The sequence below is a fragment of the Anaerobacillus sp. genome, assembly GCF_046314235.1.
In the GTDB taxonomy this organism is placed as follows: domain Bacteria; phylum Bacillota; class Bacilli; order Bacillales; family Anaerobacillaceae; genus Anaerobacillus.
On the sequence record NZ_JBKBWN010000006.1, the window covers coordinates 181,246 to 196,132 of the forward strand.

Sequence of the window (14,887 nt, forward strand, 5' to 3'; positions counted from 1 at the left end):
ATTGTTGCAAGTGTTAGAACGGTATTTTTTATTTATCTTAAAAGCAATTAGTGCTTTAATTCCTTTTTCATTCGAATAATCTCCATAGCGATTCGAGCAGCTAGAGCGTAATCCTCCCTGCTCTCAGCATCTTTGCGTTCCTGTTCCTTCTCTTCAATCTTTACGACCTTTGGATAGTTTGTGATTTGTTTAAAATAATCATGCAGCTCCTGCTCCGACAATTCTTCACTAACTGTCATCATCGCAATTTCAGTTGCAATTCTTGCTAATTTTTGATCGTGTAATCTTTGAATAAATTGACTAGAGTTAGGTTCATTCCCTTCCGCATAATAAGCATATAGATAGGCTACTATTGACTGATATTCATCAATATTAAAATTACCTCCTATTTTTTCCTGAACTGTACTTGCAATGTTAATATCTTTCATCATATGAGCCAAAAGAATTCTTTCAGCATTGTGAAATGCAGGCAAGAGACGTTTTTGTGCTGCAAATCTATTTTTAATGATTGGTTTATCTTGCTTTGTTTCACTAATGTTTTTACCTTTCTTTAAGTTATAAAGCCGATGAAGCTCTTGCTTTACTACATCTAAAGAAAGGGAAAACTCCTCAGCAAGTTGCCTTACGTAATGATCTCGTTCAATCGACTTTGAAAGGGATGTGATTTCTGATAAAACATCCTCTATGTATTGCATTCTTTCGCCTTCATTTTGGAGATTTCTTCCTTTGCGAAGGTAATTCATCTTGAACGCCATCTGTGTTTGATTAGCATTAATAACTTCCGTTCGAAATTTCTCTGCACCGAATTTCTGAATAAAGTCGTCAGGATCGAACCCTTCTGGGAGTCTCGCCACCTTCACGAAACAATTATTTGCCTCTAAAATTTGTATTGCTCGATAAGTTGCTTTTAATCCGGCATTATCCCGGTCATAACAGACAATAACGGTTTCAGCATTTCTTCTAATAAGCTTTGCCTGCTCATCTGTAATTGCTGTTCCCAACGTTGCAACACCATTTTTCACTCCTGCTTTCCAGGCAGCAATGACATCTACATATCCTTCAAATAAAACGACTTCGTTTTTCTTTCTCATCTCTGGTCTTGCCATGTGTAATCCATAAAGAATATTACTTTTGTTAAATAATTTTGAGTCTGAGCTATTTAGGTATTTAGGTTGTTCATTCCCTAAAACTCTTCCCCCAAAACCAATGACCTTACCATCCTTGTTCCAAATTGGAAACATGACCCTGTTTCGATAACGATCAAATAATTTCCCGTCAAAATCTCGTTTAGATAGCAGTCCAATTTCTTCCATATAATGAAGTGGGACATTTCTCTTCTGAAGAAATTGAGTTAGTGTTTCCCAGGAATCAGGAGCGAACCCAAGAGAAAAGTGATTAATCATTTCCTCTGTAAAGCCTCTTTTTAATAGATAGTTCAAGGCTTCTTTTCCCTGCTCAGTATTAATTAGTAAATGGTGATAAAACTTAGATGCCAACTCATTTCCTGCAATCATTGCTGTTAATTCGCTATTGGCATTTGTAGTTTCTGATTTTTCTAATTCAGGCAAGTCAATATTCGTACGGGTTGCTAAATGTTTTACCGAGTCTAAAAACTCATACCCCTCAATTGCCATTATGAATGAAAAAGCATTACCACCTGCACCACAACCAAAACAGTGGTATAACTGTTTTTCAGGTGATACAGAAAAACTAGGTGTGTTTTCGCCATGAAACGGACATAAACCGATTAAGTTTCGTCCCTGTTTCTTTAATTGAACATATTCACCAATGACATCAACAATGTCTACAGAATTTCTTATCTTTTCGATTTTTTCTTCAGAAATTCTACTACCCATGATATTCACACCATTCTCACTCCCTCATTTTAGAGGTCGGAGTATATTAATTCGAGTTATTTTGCTAAAATCCTTCTTTGTTAGACAAAATATTTTCAAATTGCTTAATAAATTTTATAATATCTTCATTTGTAAACTTATTAGGCCCTTTTGTTTTCAATCCAGCTTTTCTTTGCATCTTTCCTAAATATCTTGCGAGTAATAGCTCTTCGATCGTCTCATTTAAAAATTGCTTTCCTCTTGGTGAGATAACTATTATTCCCTTTGGTAATAACAAAGAGGCCAAACCATGGTCCTGAGTTACAACTATATCACCACGCTTACAATGATTAACGATATAAAGATCTACTTCTTCCATACGAGAATCGACCATCACTATGATCGAATCTTCCTGCCGTTGCAGTGAGTGTGCATAAGATGCAACAAAGACTACTTTTTTCTTATATTTTCGACAAAGCTCTTCGATCTCGTCTTTTACTGGACATGCGTCAGCATCAACATAAACTGTTTGTTCATAATTACTCATAATTGACTATTCTACATCTCCTAAAGAAATCCTTCTTTTTTGTAATTTAAGAAAGTTGCGGATTTGTTGAAGCGTTAAAGTATCAGAAAGACTAAGACTTTCCTCCCGCAAAATATCATTACGTCGATGCACTCTTTTAATAAGATTAATGATTGTAGTTAGAACCAAGTAAAGAGGTCCTTCTTTAACTTCCTTACTATCATTACCAAAAAAATTAAATTATATCTTGACTTTTTTAATTTATTTGTTCCAATACAAAATTATGCATAAATTTTGATCACAATATTTCATTATAAGCCAAATTTACCATTCTAGCCATATTTTTAAAAAAAAATTATTTTTATTCAAAAATAACAACCGACTTCTCCCCGTATGGTGGCAAACCCTGCCTTTAAAAATTCCCCACATTCCCTTTCTCTTTGCTGTAAAACTCTAACGAATTTTAGAGCAAAGAGAAAGGGAATCTATCGAACTTTAATAAAAAATTTTAACTCTCATTTTAAAGGTAATAGTTAATGATCTAATACTTTTTTCATACAAAAAAAAAAAAAAAAAAAGCACAAAGCTTTGTCCACTTTATGCTGTAACTCATTTTATTTTCCGTTAAACATATTCCATATTAAATTAGCTGTTTCTTCTACAGCTTTATTCGACACATTAATGACTGGGCAGCCAATTCTATTCATAATCTTCTCTGCGTATTCAAGTTCTAGCTTTATTCTCTCCATATTGGCATAGTTAGCTTCCGCTTTTAAACCAAGTGCTATTAATCGTTCAGCACGAATATCATTCAATTTTTCCGGACTAATTGTTAGACCTACGCATTTTTTTGGTGAGATCGAAAAAAGTTCTGGCGGTGGTCCTACCTCAGGAACGAGTGGAACATTTGCTACTTTTAACCGCTTATGTGCCAGATATTGAGATAGTGGAGTTTTTGAAGTTCTAGAAACACCCACTAGCACAACATCAGCCCTCATAATCCCTCGTGGATCACGACCATCATCGTACTTAACCGCAAATTCAATCGCTTCAACTTTTCTAAAATAATCTTCATCTAATTTATGCACTAACCCTGGTTCATACCTTGGTTCTTTATTTGTTAAAACTTGCAGTGTATTCATCATCGGACCGATAATATCAACTGTTGTAACTCCAGCCTTCTCAGCTTGATCAAGCAAATATTGTTTTGTATCCGGCACTACTAGCGTAAATGCAATAATTGCATTTACTTCTTGGGCTAATATCACTACTTCCTCAATTGTTTCCTTATCTTCCACATAAGGAATTCTTCTGATATCTATATTTGAATGATTAAACTGACTAGCTGCTGCTTTAACGACTAATTCTGCTGTTTCACCAACGGAATCAGAAACTACATAGACAATTGGATGATTGATAATTTGCATTCTTACCTCCATCTTCAAATTTTAATTTACTCTTCCATGAAAAAATAAATTAAAACCTGACATAATATCTCCTCTTAAAAACTAGACCCATTTTAAATAAAAAACTTATTTTTCTAAACAAGCTCATCATTTGCTAGATCTACAATCGCTTTCGTAATATTTGTTTTCGTAATTCTCCCAACAACCTCATATCTCCCACTATTATCACTTTTCACTACTGGCAGGGCATCAATTTGCTTTTCGATGAGCTTTTTCGCGACATCAATGATTAAGTCATCTTTAAAACAAATCGTTATATTTGGCATTCTCGTCATAATAATACTTACAGGTATTGTTTCAAGCATTTGTTTACCAATACTCGCTCTTAATAGATCCTTCCTTGATAATACTCCAACCAAAGAAGAATTCTGATCAACTACAAATAAAGTCCCGATATCTTCCAAAAACATTGTACAAATGGCATCATAAACAGATGAAGAATCAGTGACTACAACAGGAATAGATTGGTATTGCTGCACTGTTATTTTCGTTAATCTTTCCGTTAACTGCCTACTACCACTCTTCCCAGTATAAAAATATCCTACTCTTGGACGAGCATCCAAAAAACCCGACATCGTTAAGATCGCTAAATCAGGGCGTAATGTTGCCCTAGTTAGTGATAACCGTTCTGCAATTTGTTCTCCCGTTATTGGCCCATTATCTTTTACGATTTGTAAAATAAGCTCTTGCCTTGTATTTAGTTCGATTTTTCTCACCGCCTCCATAACACAATTAAACGTAAAGCTTTTAAAATATACTTACTTATTTCTTAGTAACCGATAGGTTTATGTAATGGTGTTTACTCTAATCAAATGTGTTATGCTTTTTGGATAATTATATACTATAATAAATGAATTTCAAAGATTACTTCTTGTAATTAACTGACGAATTTTAAAAAACATACCTTTTAAATGAGTGAATTTCATAATTACCTTAATCGAGCTATATCATACTAAATTTAGTAGCGAAATTAATGAATTATGATATTCATTGAAATTGGAAAAATATTCTTTTTAGATAATTTAAAAAAGATACCTTCTAAATTGAAGTATCTTGATTAAGGTTATTCAAAGCCCATTTTATCTAATTGACTCAGAAATCGTTTACTTTTCAGGTATAATCCCGAATGTTCATTGTAATAAGCTTCTACAACTTGTTTCAACTGTTCTTTTGTTTCTTGTTTAACTGAAATTGATCCTAATCGATTTAAATCAAAATAATAAAATAAACGAATTAGCTTTGCTGTACCGGAATTTATTTTTATTGTTCTTTCATCGACATGTAAACAACGGTGACAAAGAAATCCGCCTTCCTTAACTGAAAAAGAAAATTCTCCCTCAGTGGTGCCACAATGACAACAGCCATCAACTTGTAAACCAATACCTGCAATCTTTAACATCTTAATTTCGAATATTCTTGTTAATATTTCATAATCATAACCTTCATCCATATAGTTTAATGTTTGAAAAAGAAGTTCATATAGATATGGATTTATGTCATTTTGATCAGTTAATTTATCCAAAAGTTCAACAATGTAAGCCCCATAAGCTGTTAAAAAAATATCACTTCGCAGGTCACGAAACGATTTTATCATCTCTCCCTGATTTAAAACACCCAATCCCGAAGTCTTTTGAAAAACAAATTGCCCATGGGTAAAAAGCTGGGAAATTGAAGATAGACGGCTCTTTGGTCGCTTTGCACCACGAGCCATCATTCCAATTTTCCCTAATTCTCTAGTATACAATGTTAATATTTTATTCGCCTCACCATAATCAGTTGTGCGAATAACAATTCCCTCTACTCTTTGTAACATTTGTTGATCACCGCGCTATATAAGGATAGCAAACAAGATCAATTTGTAGGAGTGTCTATTTCATCTAGCTTCTCTGTAAACTCCTCTATCGGTTGCGTAGTGTCTCTTTCAATTTCCTTTAAAATTAAGTAAGTGTCGACGTTACCTGTCATCGAAAATACCTTCCAGGAAAAATCTAACATAAGACAATCCACCCTTTCTTTTTTTCGAGAAACTGAATTCCATTACTGTCTGTTAACTTTTCTATCAACATTTTAGTTTTTATAAAAGCTATCCTAGACCTCGCTATAACAATTAGAGTGACCTTATTTGCGAAAAACATGTTAAGGAAAAATTACTAATTTTATTTGTGTATATTATAAATGGAGGGTACTGCTATATTTATTAATTATTTATCAAAACTAACTAATTACATTTTATCTTATTTTTAAAACAAAAGACAATGGCCGAAAAAAGCCATTGTCTTTTATTTTTTCGCTTTTTTAATACTCATCTTCTCTAAAGCCAAAATCCCTTAGAAATCCAGGTTTATTTCGCCAATCTTTTTGGACTTTCACCCAAAGTTCGAGGAATATTTTCGATCCAAGCAATACTTCAATATCTCCTCTAGCTCGTTTGCCAATTTCTCTAAGCATTGCCCCTTGTTTACCTATAATAATCCCTTTTTGCGAACTCCTTTCAACAATGATCGTAGCACCTACATAAACCGTTCCACCTTCACGTTGTTTCATTTGCTCAATCCCTACGGCAATTGAATGTGGAATTTCTTCTCTTGTTAAATGAAGAACCTTCTCACGAATGAGTTCTGATACAATAAAACGTTCAGGATGGTCTGTCACCTGGTCTGCTGGATAGTACTGAGGTCCTTCATTTAAGTTCTGAATAATTTGTTCTTTTAACGTATTTACGTTATTACCTTGTAATGCTGAAACAGGAATAATTTCTGCAAAATTATATTTCACTCGATATTCATCAATAAATTTAAAAAGTTGATCTGGGTGAATTAAATCAATTTTATTAATGACTAAAAACACTGGTGTTTTTACTGTTTGTAGCTGCTCAATAATCATTTGGTCACCAGCGCCAAAACCTTCTTTAGCATCGACAACAAATAAAATGAGATCAACTTCTCTTAATGTTTGGTAGGCAACCTTCATCATAAAGTCACCTAACTTATGCTTTGGTTTATGTATTCCCGGGGTGTCAATAAAAATGATTTGGGCATCATTTTCAGTATAAACACCTTGTACTTTGTTTCTAGTCGTTTGTGGCTTATCGCTCATAATTGCAATTTTTTGGCCAATAACATTATTCAATAATGTTGATTTCCCAACATTTGGTCTTCCTATAATAGAAACGAAACCTGACTTAAATTTTGATTTATTCATGTAGATCCTCCGGTGAAAAAGCTCCTGGTAATAATCTTTCAACTGTTGTTTCTTCAACATCACCTTGTAGGTTCGTTAAGATCACTTTCATATCAGCAGGGCAAAGTTCTGCAATTACTTGTCTACACGCTCCACAAGGAGGCACAGGACGTTTTGTGTCTGCAACAACACATAATGTATCAAACTGTTTATCTCCCTCAGAATAAGCCTTAAAAAGCGCTGTTCGTTCAGCACAGTTACACATACTGTACGCAGCATTTTCAATATTGCAGCCATGATATATTTTCCCGCTCGTCGTAAGCAATGCTGCCCCGACACTAAATTTAGAATACGGAACATAAGCTTTTTCTCTTGCAATTTTTGCTTCTTCTATTAGATGTGTCCTATCCATTGTTACTCTTCCTTTCTGCTGTTAACCTTCACTACCAGTTCGTTCCCAAAAAGTTGTTCTTCAAGCTGCTTGTCATCAAGTAACAGCGAAGCACGATCTGGTGGCACAACAACACCACCGGATATAATAAATTTCAGTCCCTGTTCAACTGACATATCTAATATAGTTACGTCTTCCTCTGGAACTAAAGCCAACCAACCTGAGGTAGGATTAGGAGTTGTTGGTAGAAATATATTAATACACTTTTTATTCGTTCGCCTATGAACCTCCCCTTTTGATTCTCCAGTTAAAAACCCAAGTGTATAAACACCTTTACGCGGATATTCAATCATTACTACTTTCTTAAATGATGAACGTTCTTGTGTAAAAGCATTGATCATTTGTTCTACCGAAGAATAAATATAGTTGGCCAACGGTATTTTACGAAAGAAGTGATCAACACGGTCAAACATATACTGCTTTTTCTCTTTTCTTCGCAGCGAACCAATGACGGCGATAATCAAGATTGTTAGAACAAAACCAATCCCAACAATACGTTCGGAAAACGGGGTGTATACTCCTAAAAAATAAATTGTATCTTTATCAATGGTTATGATCCTAACTGCTTTTAAGATGTCTGATAAAAATTGCCCTAAAAAGCGATCAATAATAGAAAATAGTAATTGAATGACATAGATAGTTACTATAGCCGGTAATAGTGTAATAAAACCAACGATAATATTTTTTTGAAACGTTCTCCACATGAGAAGTCACCCCTCTCATTCGTTAGTATAACGAATTCCTATTAGAAAAGCCAAAATAGATATAGTTTTTACCTAAAAATTACAGTATTGTTTTCACAATCTCTAAGATTGGTTGATAAAAGATTAAAATCCCAATTAAAACTGCAAAAATACTAAATATGAAAACTGCACCAGCAGAGACGTCTTTAGCTACTTTAGCCATTGGGTGATATTCTTTGGTGACAAGGTCTACTACCCGCTCAATTGCAGTATTTAACACCTCTAAGGAAATGACAATTCCAATTACTAATAATAAAATTATTTTTTCTACTCGATGTATTTCAAGTACATAAGCTAAACTAATCATCATTATAGCAATAAAGAGATGTATTTTCATATTTTGTTCGTTACGTATCGCATGTTTTAGTCCAGACCACGCATAAATAAAACTACAAGTAAATCTCTTCCAATAGCGATCATAACTATTTTTGAAGTCCATAAGCCTCAAATAATTCCTCTTGACGTTTAAACATCACTTTTTCTTCTTGATCATTCATATGATCATAACCCAATAGGTGTAAAAAGCCATGGACTACTAAAAAGCCAAGTTCGCGATTTATTGTGTGCCCATACTCTTTTGCTTGGAAAACGGCTCGTGGGTAAGATACGATGATGTCCCCTAGCAGATTAGGAATGTTTTTGTCAAACAAATCACTTTCATCGTCATTTAAAGCAAATGAGATAACATCTGTTACAGAATCTTTATTACGGTACTCCTTATTAATCTGTCGAATTGCCTCATCGTCTACAAAGGTAATTGAAACCTCTGTACCTTTTGGAACATTTTCCTCGGCTGCAGCAAAGGTAATAATCGTTTCTACTAGCTTTACTTGCTCCTCTGAAAGTTCATTTGTCTCATCATGAAGCTCAATATTAATGCTCACTAGCTTTTTCTCCCTTCTCTTTCACATCTTCTGGGTACTCAATCCTTGAATGAAACGTACCTTTTAATGTTTCACAAATAGACGTAGCAACCGTATTTAATTGCTTTAATGTTAAATCACACTCATCAAACTGACCATCTTCAAGACGATCTGTAATTATTTTTTTCACTAACATTTCAATTTTTTCCGGAGTAGGCTTAGCCATTGATCGGACTGCAGCCTCAACACAATCAGAAATCCCAACAACTGCAGACTCTATTGATTGTGCTTTAGGACCTGGATAACGGAATTCTTTTTCAGAGATTTGTTTTTCAGCATCTTGATTTGCTTTATGATAAAAATACTTTAAAAGACTTGTCCCATGATGCTGCTCGGCAATATCAATAATTTCCTTTGGCATTTTATAATTCCTAAGCATTTCAGCACCGTCATATGGATGTGAGATTATAATTGTTTTGCTAAGTTGTGGTGATAGCTTATCATGCGGATTTTCCATCCTCATTTGGTTTTCTATAAAAAAGTGCGGGCGCTTTGTTTTCCCTAAATCATGATAATAAGATCCCACTCTAGCTAGTAACCCATTTGCACCTATTGCTTCACATGCCGATTCTGCTAAATTTGCTACAACGACACTATGATGATATGTCCCGGGTGTTTCAACTAATATTTTACGTAATAACGGGTGATTCGGATTAGATAATTCGATTAGCTTCATTGATGATAAAATACCAAATCCAGCTTCAAAAAACGGCAATAAACCTATTGTTAATACTGCTGCCAAGAAGCCCGAAAGAAGTGCAAAGCCAATATTAGTTCCGATCTCGATCCAACCAAATTGGGCATTCTTTAACATTAGTAATGCCACAATTGTACTAATATTAATTGCGGATACGAAAATACCAGCTTGTAATATCCTTGAGACACGATTTGATTTACTTAAGAAGAAAACTCCCGAAACTGAACTGAAAAACACATAAATTCCTAAAGTGAAATTTAAAACACCAGCCGATTCTGCGTTAAAGATAATACTAGCAATAATCGAAAAAATCATACTTGTAAATAGTGCTACCCGTTGGTGGATAAGCATTGTCATTAACATTGATCCAACTGCTACAGGAGCAATAAGCGTTATACCTTGTAAGTTCAAATTGTGAGTATAACTCGTAATCTTCATAATAAGTACTGTTACAAGGAAAATAAGCACATACATTAACAGATGACTATTATTGTTTTGAAGCGATGTTTTAGCATCACTGAAATAATATGCTAGCATCGAAACTAGTATAATTACTAGAATAGCTAAGCCAATAAAAGGTAAAATGTTCACATGGTCTTCATGAAGCCCCAAAAGATAAATTTGACCGTAAACTGCTGAGGTAATTAGTTCTCCTTCCTCAACGATCAGCTGCCCTTCACGTATCATTATCGGTTCGACCGCGTCTCTAGCCGCTTGTTTTGCGAGTTCAGTCGCCTCATTATCATTAATATAATTCGCTGTAATAGCAAAACGAGCAATTTCAATCATTGCTTGATATAATCTGTGATCACTAACCGAAGATTTTGAAATACTTTTCTCAACGAGATCTTTTGCCTCACCTACATCATTAAGGCGTATTTCGCCTCTCATGACTGTTCGAATTGCATCCAACGTTATTTCTTTGGCAATTTTTAATTCAGACTTATCAACTTCTAAAAATGTATTTAAAGTCTCATCTGACAAGTCATCACTCGTTTGATTTGAGATAATTGATCGTAATTGCTCTAGCTTATCTTGGAGTGGGACAGCTTGTACCTCACTTAATTTCAGCTGGAGTTCTTCCTCTGTCTCAAAAGACTGTTCTTTAATTTCGTTGATAGCTGCATTATATTTTTGGTCTGCTTCATCATTGATCATATTAATTAAATTAAAAATATCGTCTATCTTTTTAGCTTGTTTTTCCTCGAAATCCTTTTTATTCGTATACTGTGGACCGACAGCTTCTGCCGCCTGTCTTTTCTTTTCCTCAGTAGCAGGTTTATTTTCGATTGTAATCGGCGCACGAATATCTTGTTCAGCAACAGATCCTAATGAAACGTTAAGTGTGTTAGGAATAACGTTACTTAACATCGATAAGTACATCATGATACCTAAAATAACATATAATATTATTCTTATGTAACGATGGTCTTTTAAGCTTTTCCACCATTTTTGTTGATCAATTGGTGCCCTTTTCCCCATATCCTCACCTCTTCTAAAGTATCGTCGGCGCCCTATTTAAATGCTAACATAATAAACCAGAACTAGATAATGTTTTAATTAGGTCCATAATTACAAAATCGAGAATTAACAACAATATGTTAATTCTCAATTTTATTATACAATATTAAATTTGTGAGAAGGTTACAAGATCATTACTGTTTTTTGTAACATTTTGTAAGGAAAACAATTAATTTGAATTTTATGAGCCTTCATGTTCTGTCTTTTCATAAGCATTAATGACCTTTTGTACTAACGTATGACGAACGACATCTGCAGCCTGAAGGTGGATAAAATCGATTCCATGAACGCTTTCTAACACTTCAAGTGCTGTTCTTAGTCCGGATTTTTTTCCTTTTGGCAAGTCGATTTGGGTAAGATCCCCAGTTATTACCATTTTGGAACCGAACCCTAGTCGAGTCAAGAACATTTTAATTTGTTCTGATGTCGTATTTTGTGCTTCATCTAAGATAACGAATGAGTCATCTAACGTTCTTCCCCTCATGTACGCTAAAGGTGCGACCTCAATTGTTCCACGCTCCATCAGCCTAAGCGTTTGTTCAACACCTAGTACATCGTGCATTGCATCATATAACGGTCTTAAGTACGGGTCTACCTTTTCTTTTAAGTCTCCTGGTAAAAAACCTAAGCTTTCACCTGCCTCAACTGCAGGTCTCGTTAGGACGATCCGTTTTACATGACCATCTTTTAAAGCTGTTACAGCCATGACGACTGCTAAATATGTTTTACCAGTACCGGCGGGACCAATCCCAAAAACAATATCTCGTTTTCTAATCGAGGAAACATAATGACGCTGCCCCAACGTTTTTACTAAAATCGGTTTCCCTTTTACATTCATGGCGATTTTCTCTTGATAAAGCTCAAGCAGTTCTTCAAGCATCCCTCGCTCGGCTAACTGAACAGCATAAATTATGTCTCGTTCAGATATCTGAGTTCCTTTGCGTATTAAGACAAGCAAAGCGTCAATTACATCAACAACGATTAATATTTGCGGTTCTTCACCAGTAACTAAGATTTTTTCACCTCTAGTTACAATTGAGACATTAAGCTTTTCTTCCATTCTTTTTAAATGGACATCATTTGGTCCAAACAAATTTTGAGCTTCATTTGCATTCTCTAGTTTTAGATCAATAAGCTTTTCTGACAATATTCTCAATCCCCTTGAATGATTGGTTGTGATATCGCTATATCTTCTATTACTTGGTAGTGTATCATTAGTTTAACTTTATCATTCTCAATTGCTTCATGCAAAACTTTTTCCCCTTTTATCACTGAACCCTCATCTAATTTCTTCAATAATTCTTCTCTGGCCATTAGCGTTGCTACAGCAATAGCCTCTTCTTTAGTATATTCTTGTATTAGTGTTTCCTTTTCGAAGAAAAATTTGCGGTTATATTTAATTGGGATTTCCCATTTTAAAAATTTCAAGCTACTACTGTATTCATTTACTTCATATTCTGTAAAGTCAGGTTTTCCAAAACCCCAAATTGGGATCGCTACATTAATGACAGATATTGAATAATTTGCTTTTTTCTCACCTGTCAGTGTCGCTAATTCACTGACTAACGGAACTGATACGTTAGACTTGTACCAAACTTCGCCAAATATTTTCCCTTTTGCGGGTGATATCTCCATCCTGCCTTCCTTCCCAATGAAACCACTAATTAACATTGCACCTTTCTCAACAAAATCGTTTGGTGCAACTTTCCCTTGCCCCTGTTCCACGAATATATCATAGATAATTGCTTTTTTCTTAGCAACTAAATGCCTCGGTGGAACCGGCTCTTGCTTTTTTGGAAATGTTTGTTCAACGACATTAAAATGGTAGGTCGTCCCATTTAGAGTTACACCAATCCATGTCGCTTCTTCAATTTCAGATGTTACTTTCATTTGAATCTCTTCAACACTAGGCAGCAAAAAATGAAACTTCCCTTTCTTAATTCCTAATTCCTTAACTGCTTGAGATAATTGATGCTCTACTTTTGGTGATGCTCCTTCTATAGAAATGTTCCAAACCATGTTTGATAAAATAAATAAAATAAAAATAAAGCTTACTAATCCACCAACAAAACCAACTCGGGAAATCATCTTCTGAATAAAAAAAGGTAGTCCTTTTCTTTCAATAAAATAAATTTTAACCTTCGTCTCTCTTACAACCGGACGTATTCGCTTTACATCTGTTAAGGAAATATAACAAATAATCGTCTCCTCTCCAACTCTGCGGATATGCCAAATCGAGATATTTTCGCGTATGCACCTGTTTAAAAATAATTCTGTATATTTTCCAACAATTTTTATTCTGGTAAAGCCTGAAAATCTGTTTGTCCATGTATTCTTCATTCGCTCTCCACTCCTAATTACCTTTTTTTCTGCGGACTTTCATTTATGTAAACGACTTGATCAATAACACCTTCTAAGAGAAGTTCTTCTGGTAGTATCGTTTTAATAATAAAGTGATTACCCCTAATCAATAGCTGCCCTTGTTCCAAAAGCAAACGCAATTCTTGATTAGAAAACTTTAGGACACCACGATGATTTTCTATGTAAATGTGAAGTTGACCGATCATTGTAATTCTTGGAAGATCCATCAAAACATCTGCAGGAAGTTCCATTTTATCTGTCATCCATTTTCTGACCATCTTGTTTATCTTCCTCATAATGAAACGAACCCCCTTTCATATCATTTTTATGTTTCAAAGTGTATCGGTATCACTCTTTTTTCAATTCTCAAACTAATACTTTCCTCCACAAGTTTCCAACATTCTTTTTGCAGCATGAGAAATTATGAACAAATATTTCCAGAAAATAAATTAGCCAACGTAGTTTTTATGATCCACAAATGCAAAAAAACAAGGTTAAGCATCAGCTTAACCTTGTTTTCTTCTTGTATTTAATGATGGGCGATAAGATCCTTTTGATCTTGGCTTCCCTAATACCTCTGACCAGATGACCCCTTTTACAGCCTCTTCGCTTGTAACATTGGCGAAGTTTAAGTTGATTTTATTAGTTACTGTTAGATCATCTTTATAAATAGGAGAGTTTTTTGTAACAAGCTCATTTCTTTTCTTAACTTCTTTCTTACGTTTCGCTTTTTCATAATGCTCTAATAGCTCGTTACTTCGATTAGCTTCTATCGAGATTGTTTGCTGCTTCGTAGCTGTAGTACTATACCGCTCCCTATCCCTTACTGGCGTGGGGGTAGTTTCGTCTTCTTGGCGAAAGATTTCTCGCCAATCTACTTCATTGCGTTGCTGCTCTTCTTTAAGCGGAGGTCGAGATGTCTTTCGCGTTTCCTGTGTTTCCTGCTCTTTTCCTCTCTTTAAGTAGCTCGCAATAGCCCCAATGATTATTATAAGAAAAAAAGGATTGCTAAATAAAAATTCAAGGAGTTGTTCCATTTTCCTCCTCCTTTCTAATGTTGATAAGCATGAGCGCCCTGCTTAAACGAACTAATAAATGTTTGACAAATAACTTTGGTTCGAAGGACTGGGCGCGATGCTAGCCAACTTTAAAAGTCAAAAAGTATATACTTTCTTCCTTTATTT

16 protein-coding genes are annotated in these 14,887 nt (G+C 34.7%); all 16 read right to left on the reverse strand.

All coding sequences use genetic code 11. The features are described 5' to 3' along the window. Positions 1 to 47: 47 nt before the first annotated feature. The 16 genes from dnaG to ACK4M9_RS10815 all read right to left on the reverse strand — a co-directional run bounded on the left by dnaG (position 48) and on the right by ACK4M9_RS10815 (position 14,740). Positions 48 to 1,856 carry a DNA primase gene (gene dnaG / locus ACK4M9_RS10740; protein ID WP_409850225.1) on the reverse strand — a complete coding sequence of 603 codons (1,809 nt, stop codon included), beginning with the start codon at positions 1,854 to 1,856 and terminating at the stop codon, positions 48 to 50. Between the two features lie 64 nt (positions 1,857 to 1,920). Beyond that, positions 1,921 to 2,382, reverse strand: coding sequence for a YaiI/YqxD family protein (locus ACK4M9_RS10745; protein WP_409850227.1), 462 nt, complete (start codon positions 2,380 to 2,382; stop codon positions 1,921 to 1,923). A 593-nt stretch (positions 2,383 to 2,975) separates the two neighbouring features. Beyond that, positions 2,976 to 3,788, reverse strand: coding sequence for a pyruvate, water dikinase regulatory protein (locus tag ACK4M9_RS10750; protein WP_409850229.1), 813 nt, complete (start codon positions 3,786 to 3,788; stop codon positions 2,976 to 2,978). Positions 3,789 to 3,901: 113 nt separating this feature from the next. Further along, entirely contained in the window at positions 3,902 to 4,552 is a 651-nt protein-coding gene (gene ccpN, locus ACK4M9_RS10755; protein WP_409850231.1) for a transcriptional regulator CcpN, read from the reverse strand. A 338-nt stretch (positions 4,553 to 4,890) separates the two neighbouring features. Continuing rightward, on the reverse strand, positions 4,891 to 5,640 hold the full coding sequence (gene recO, locus ACK4M9_RS10760; RefSeq protein WP_409850233.1) for a DNA repair protein RecO: 750 nt from the start codon (positions 5,638 to 5,640) through the stop codon (positions 4,891 to 4,893). Between the two features lie 38 nt (positions 5,641 to 5,678). Then, a complete protein-coding gene (locus ACK4M9_RS10765) occupies positions 5,679 to 5,822 on the reverse strand; it encodes a YqzL family protein (RefSeq protein WP_409850235.1) in 144 nt (47 codons plus the stop codon). A 300-nt stretch (positions 5,823 to 6,122) separates the two neighbouring features. Then, positions 6,123 to 7,028 carry a GTPase Era gene (gene era / locus ACK4M9_RS10770; RefSeq protein WP_409850238.1) on the reverse strand — a complete coding sequence of 302 codons (906 nt, stop codon included), beginning with the start codon at positions 7,026 to 7,028 and terminating at the stop codon, positions 6,123 to 6,125. After that, on the reverse strand, positions 7,021 to 7,419 hold the full coding sequence (locus ACK4M9_RS10775) for a cytidine deaminase (protein ID WP_409850240.1): 399 nt from the start codon (positions 7,417 to 7,419) through the stop codon (positions 7,021 to 7,023). The genes era and ACK4M9_RS10775 overlap by 8 nt, the downstream gene beginning before the upstream one ends. 2 nt (positions 7,420 to 7,421) lie before the next feature. Further along, positions 7,422 to 8,162 (reverse strand): DUF502 domain-containing protein, encoded by a 741-nt coding sequence (locus tag ACK4M9_RS10780; protein WP_409850242.1) that lies wholly within the window; start codon positions 8,160 to 8,162, stop codon positions 7,422 to 7,424. Positions 8,163 to 8,241: 79 nt separating this feature from the next. Continuing rightward, a complete protein-coding gene (locus tag ACK4M9_RS10785) occupies positions 8,242 to 8,640 on the reverse strand; it encodes a diacylglycerol kinase family protein (RefSeq protein WP_409850244.1) in 399 nt (132 codons plus the stop codon). After that, on the reverse strand, positions 8,624 to 9,085 hold the full coding sequence (gene ybeY, locus ACK4M9_RS10790) for an rRNA maturation RNase YbeY (RefSeq protein ID WP_409850246.1): 462 nt from the start codon (positions 9,083 to 9,085) through the stop codon (positions 8,624 to 8,626). The genes ACK4M9_RS10785 and ybeY overlap by 17 nt, the downstream gene beginning before the upstream one ends. Then, positions 9,075 to 11,303, reverse strand: a complete 2,229-nt coding sequence (locus tag ACK4M9_RS10795) for an HD family phosphohydrolase (protein WP_409850248.1) — start codon at positions 11,301 to 11,303, stop codon at positions 9,075 to 9,077. The genes ybeY and ACK4M9_RS10795 overlap by 11 nt, the downstream gene beginning before the upstream one ends. 220 nt (positions 11,304 to 11,523) lie before the next feature. Further along, a complete protein-coding gene (locus ACK4M9_RS10800) occupies positions 11,524 to 12,489 on the reverse strand; it encodes a PhoH family protein (RefSeq protein ID WP_409850250.1) in 966 nt (321 codons plus the stop codon). A gap of 5 nt (positions 12,490 to 12,494) precedes the next feature. Further along, entirely contained in the window at positions 12,495 to 13,682 is a 1,188-nt protein-coding gene (yqfD, locus tag ACK4M9_RS10805) for a sporulation protein YqfD (protein WP_409850251.1), read from the reverse strand. Positions 13,683 to 13,699: 17 nt separating this feature from the next. Beyond that, positions 13,700 to 13,999, reverse strand: a complete 300-nt coding sequence (gene yqfC / locus ACK4M9_RS10810; RefSeq protein WP_409850253.1) for a sporulation protein YqfC — start codon at positions 13,997 to 13,999, stop codon at positions 13,700 to 13,702. Positions 14,000 to 14,209: 210 nt separating this feature from the next. Beyond that, on the reverse strand, positions 14,210 to 14,740 hold the full coding sequence (locus ACK4M9_RS10815; protein WP_409850255.1) for a hypothetical protein: 531 nt from the start codon (positions 14,738 to 14,740) through the stop codon (positions 14,210 to 14,212). Positions 14,741 to 14,887: the final 147 nt, after the last annotated feature.

Bases quoted from the DNA above. Each gene is read 5' to 3' on its own strand.
- recO (WP_409850233.1), bottom strand. From the start codon at position 5,640: ATGTTACAAAGAGTAGAGGGAATTGTTATTCGCACAACTGATTATGGT.
- ACK4M9_RS10765 (WP_409850235.1), bottom strand. From the start codon at position 5,822: ATGTTAGATTTTTCCTGGAAGGTATTTTCGATGACAGGTAACGTCGAC.
- ACK4M9_RS10780 (WP_409850242.1), bottom strand. From the start codon at position 8,162: ATGTGGAGAACGTTTCAAAAAAATATTATCGTTGGTTTTATTACACTA.
- yqfC (WP_409850253.1), bottom strand. From the start codon at position 13,999: ATGAGGAAGATAAACAAGATGGTCAGAAAATGGATGACAGATAAAATG.
- ACK4M9_RS10785 (WP_409850244.1), bottom strand. From the start codon at position 8,640: ATGGACTTCAAAAATAGTTATGATCGCTATTGGAAGAGATTTACTTGT.
- dnaG (WP_409850225.1), bottom strand. From the start codon at position 1,856: ATGGGTAGTAGAATTTCTGAAGAAAAAATCGAAAAGATAAGAAATTCT.
- ccpN (WP_409850231.1), bottom strand. From the start codon at position 4,552: ATGGAGGCGGTGAGAAAAATCGAACTAAATACAAGGCAAGAGCTTATT.
- ACK4M9_RS10750 (WP_409850229.1), bottom strand. From the start codon at position 3,788: ATGCAAATTATCAATCATCCAATTGTCTATGTAGTTTCTGATTCCGTT.
- ACK4M9_RS10775 (WP_409850240.1), bottom strand. From the start codon at position 7,419: ATGGATAGGACACATCTAATAGAAGAAGCAAAAATTGCAAGAGAAAAA.
- ACK4M9_RS10745 (WP_409850227.1), bottom strand. From the start codon at position 2,382: ATGAGTAATTATGAACAAACAGTTTATGTTGATGCTGACGCATGTCCA.
- era (WP_409850238.1), bottom strand. From the start codon at position 7,028: ATGAATAAATCAAAATTTAAGTCAGGTTTCGTTTCTATTATAGGAAGA.
- ACK4M9_RS10795 (WP_409850248.1), bottom strand. From the start codon at position 11,303: ATGGGGAAAAGGGCACCAATTGATCAACAAAAATGGTGGAAAAGCTTA.
- yqfD (WP_409850251.1), bottom strand. From the start codon at position 13,682: ATGAAGAATACATGGACAAACAGATTTTCAGGCTTTACCAGAATAAAA.
- ACK4M9_RS10815 (WP_409850255.1), bottom strand. From the start codon at position 14,740: ATGGAACAACTCCTTGAATTTTTATTTAGCAATCCTTTTTTTCTTATA.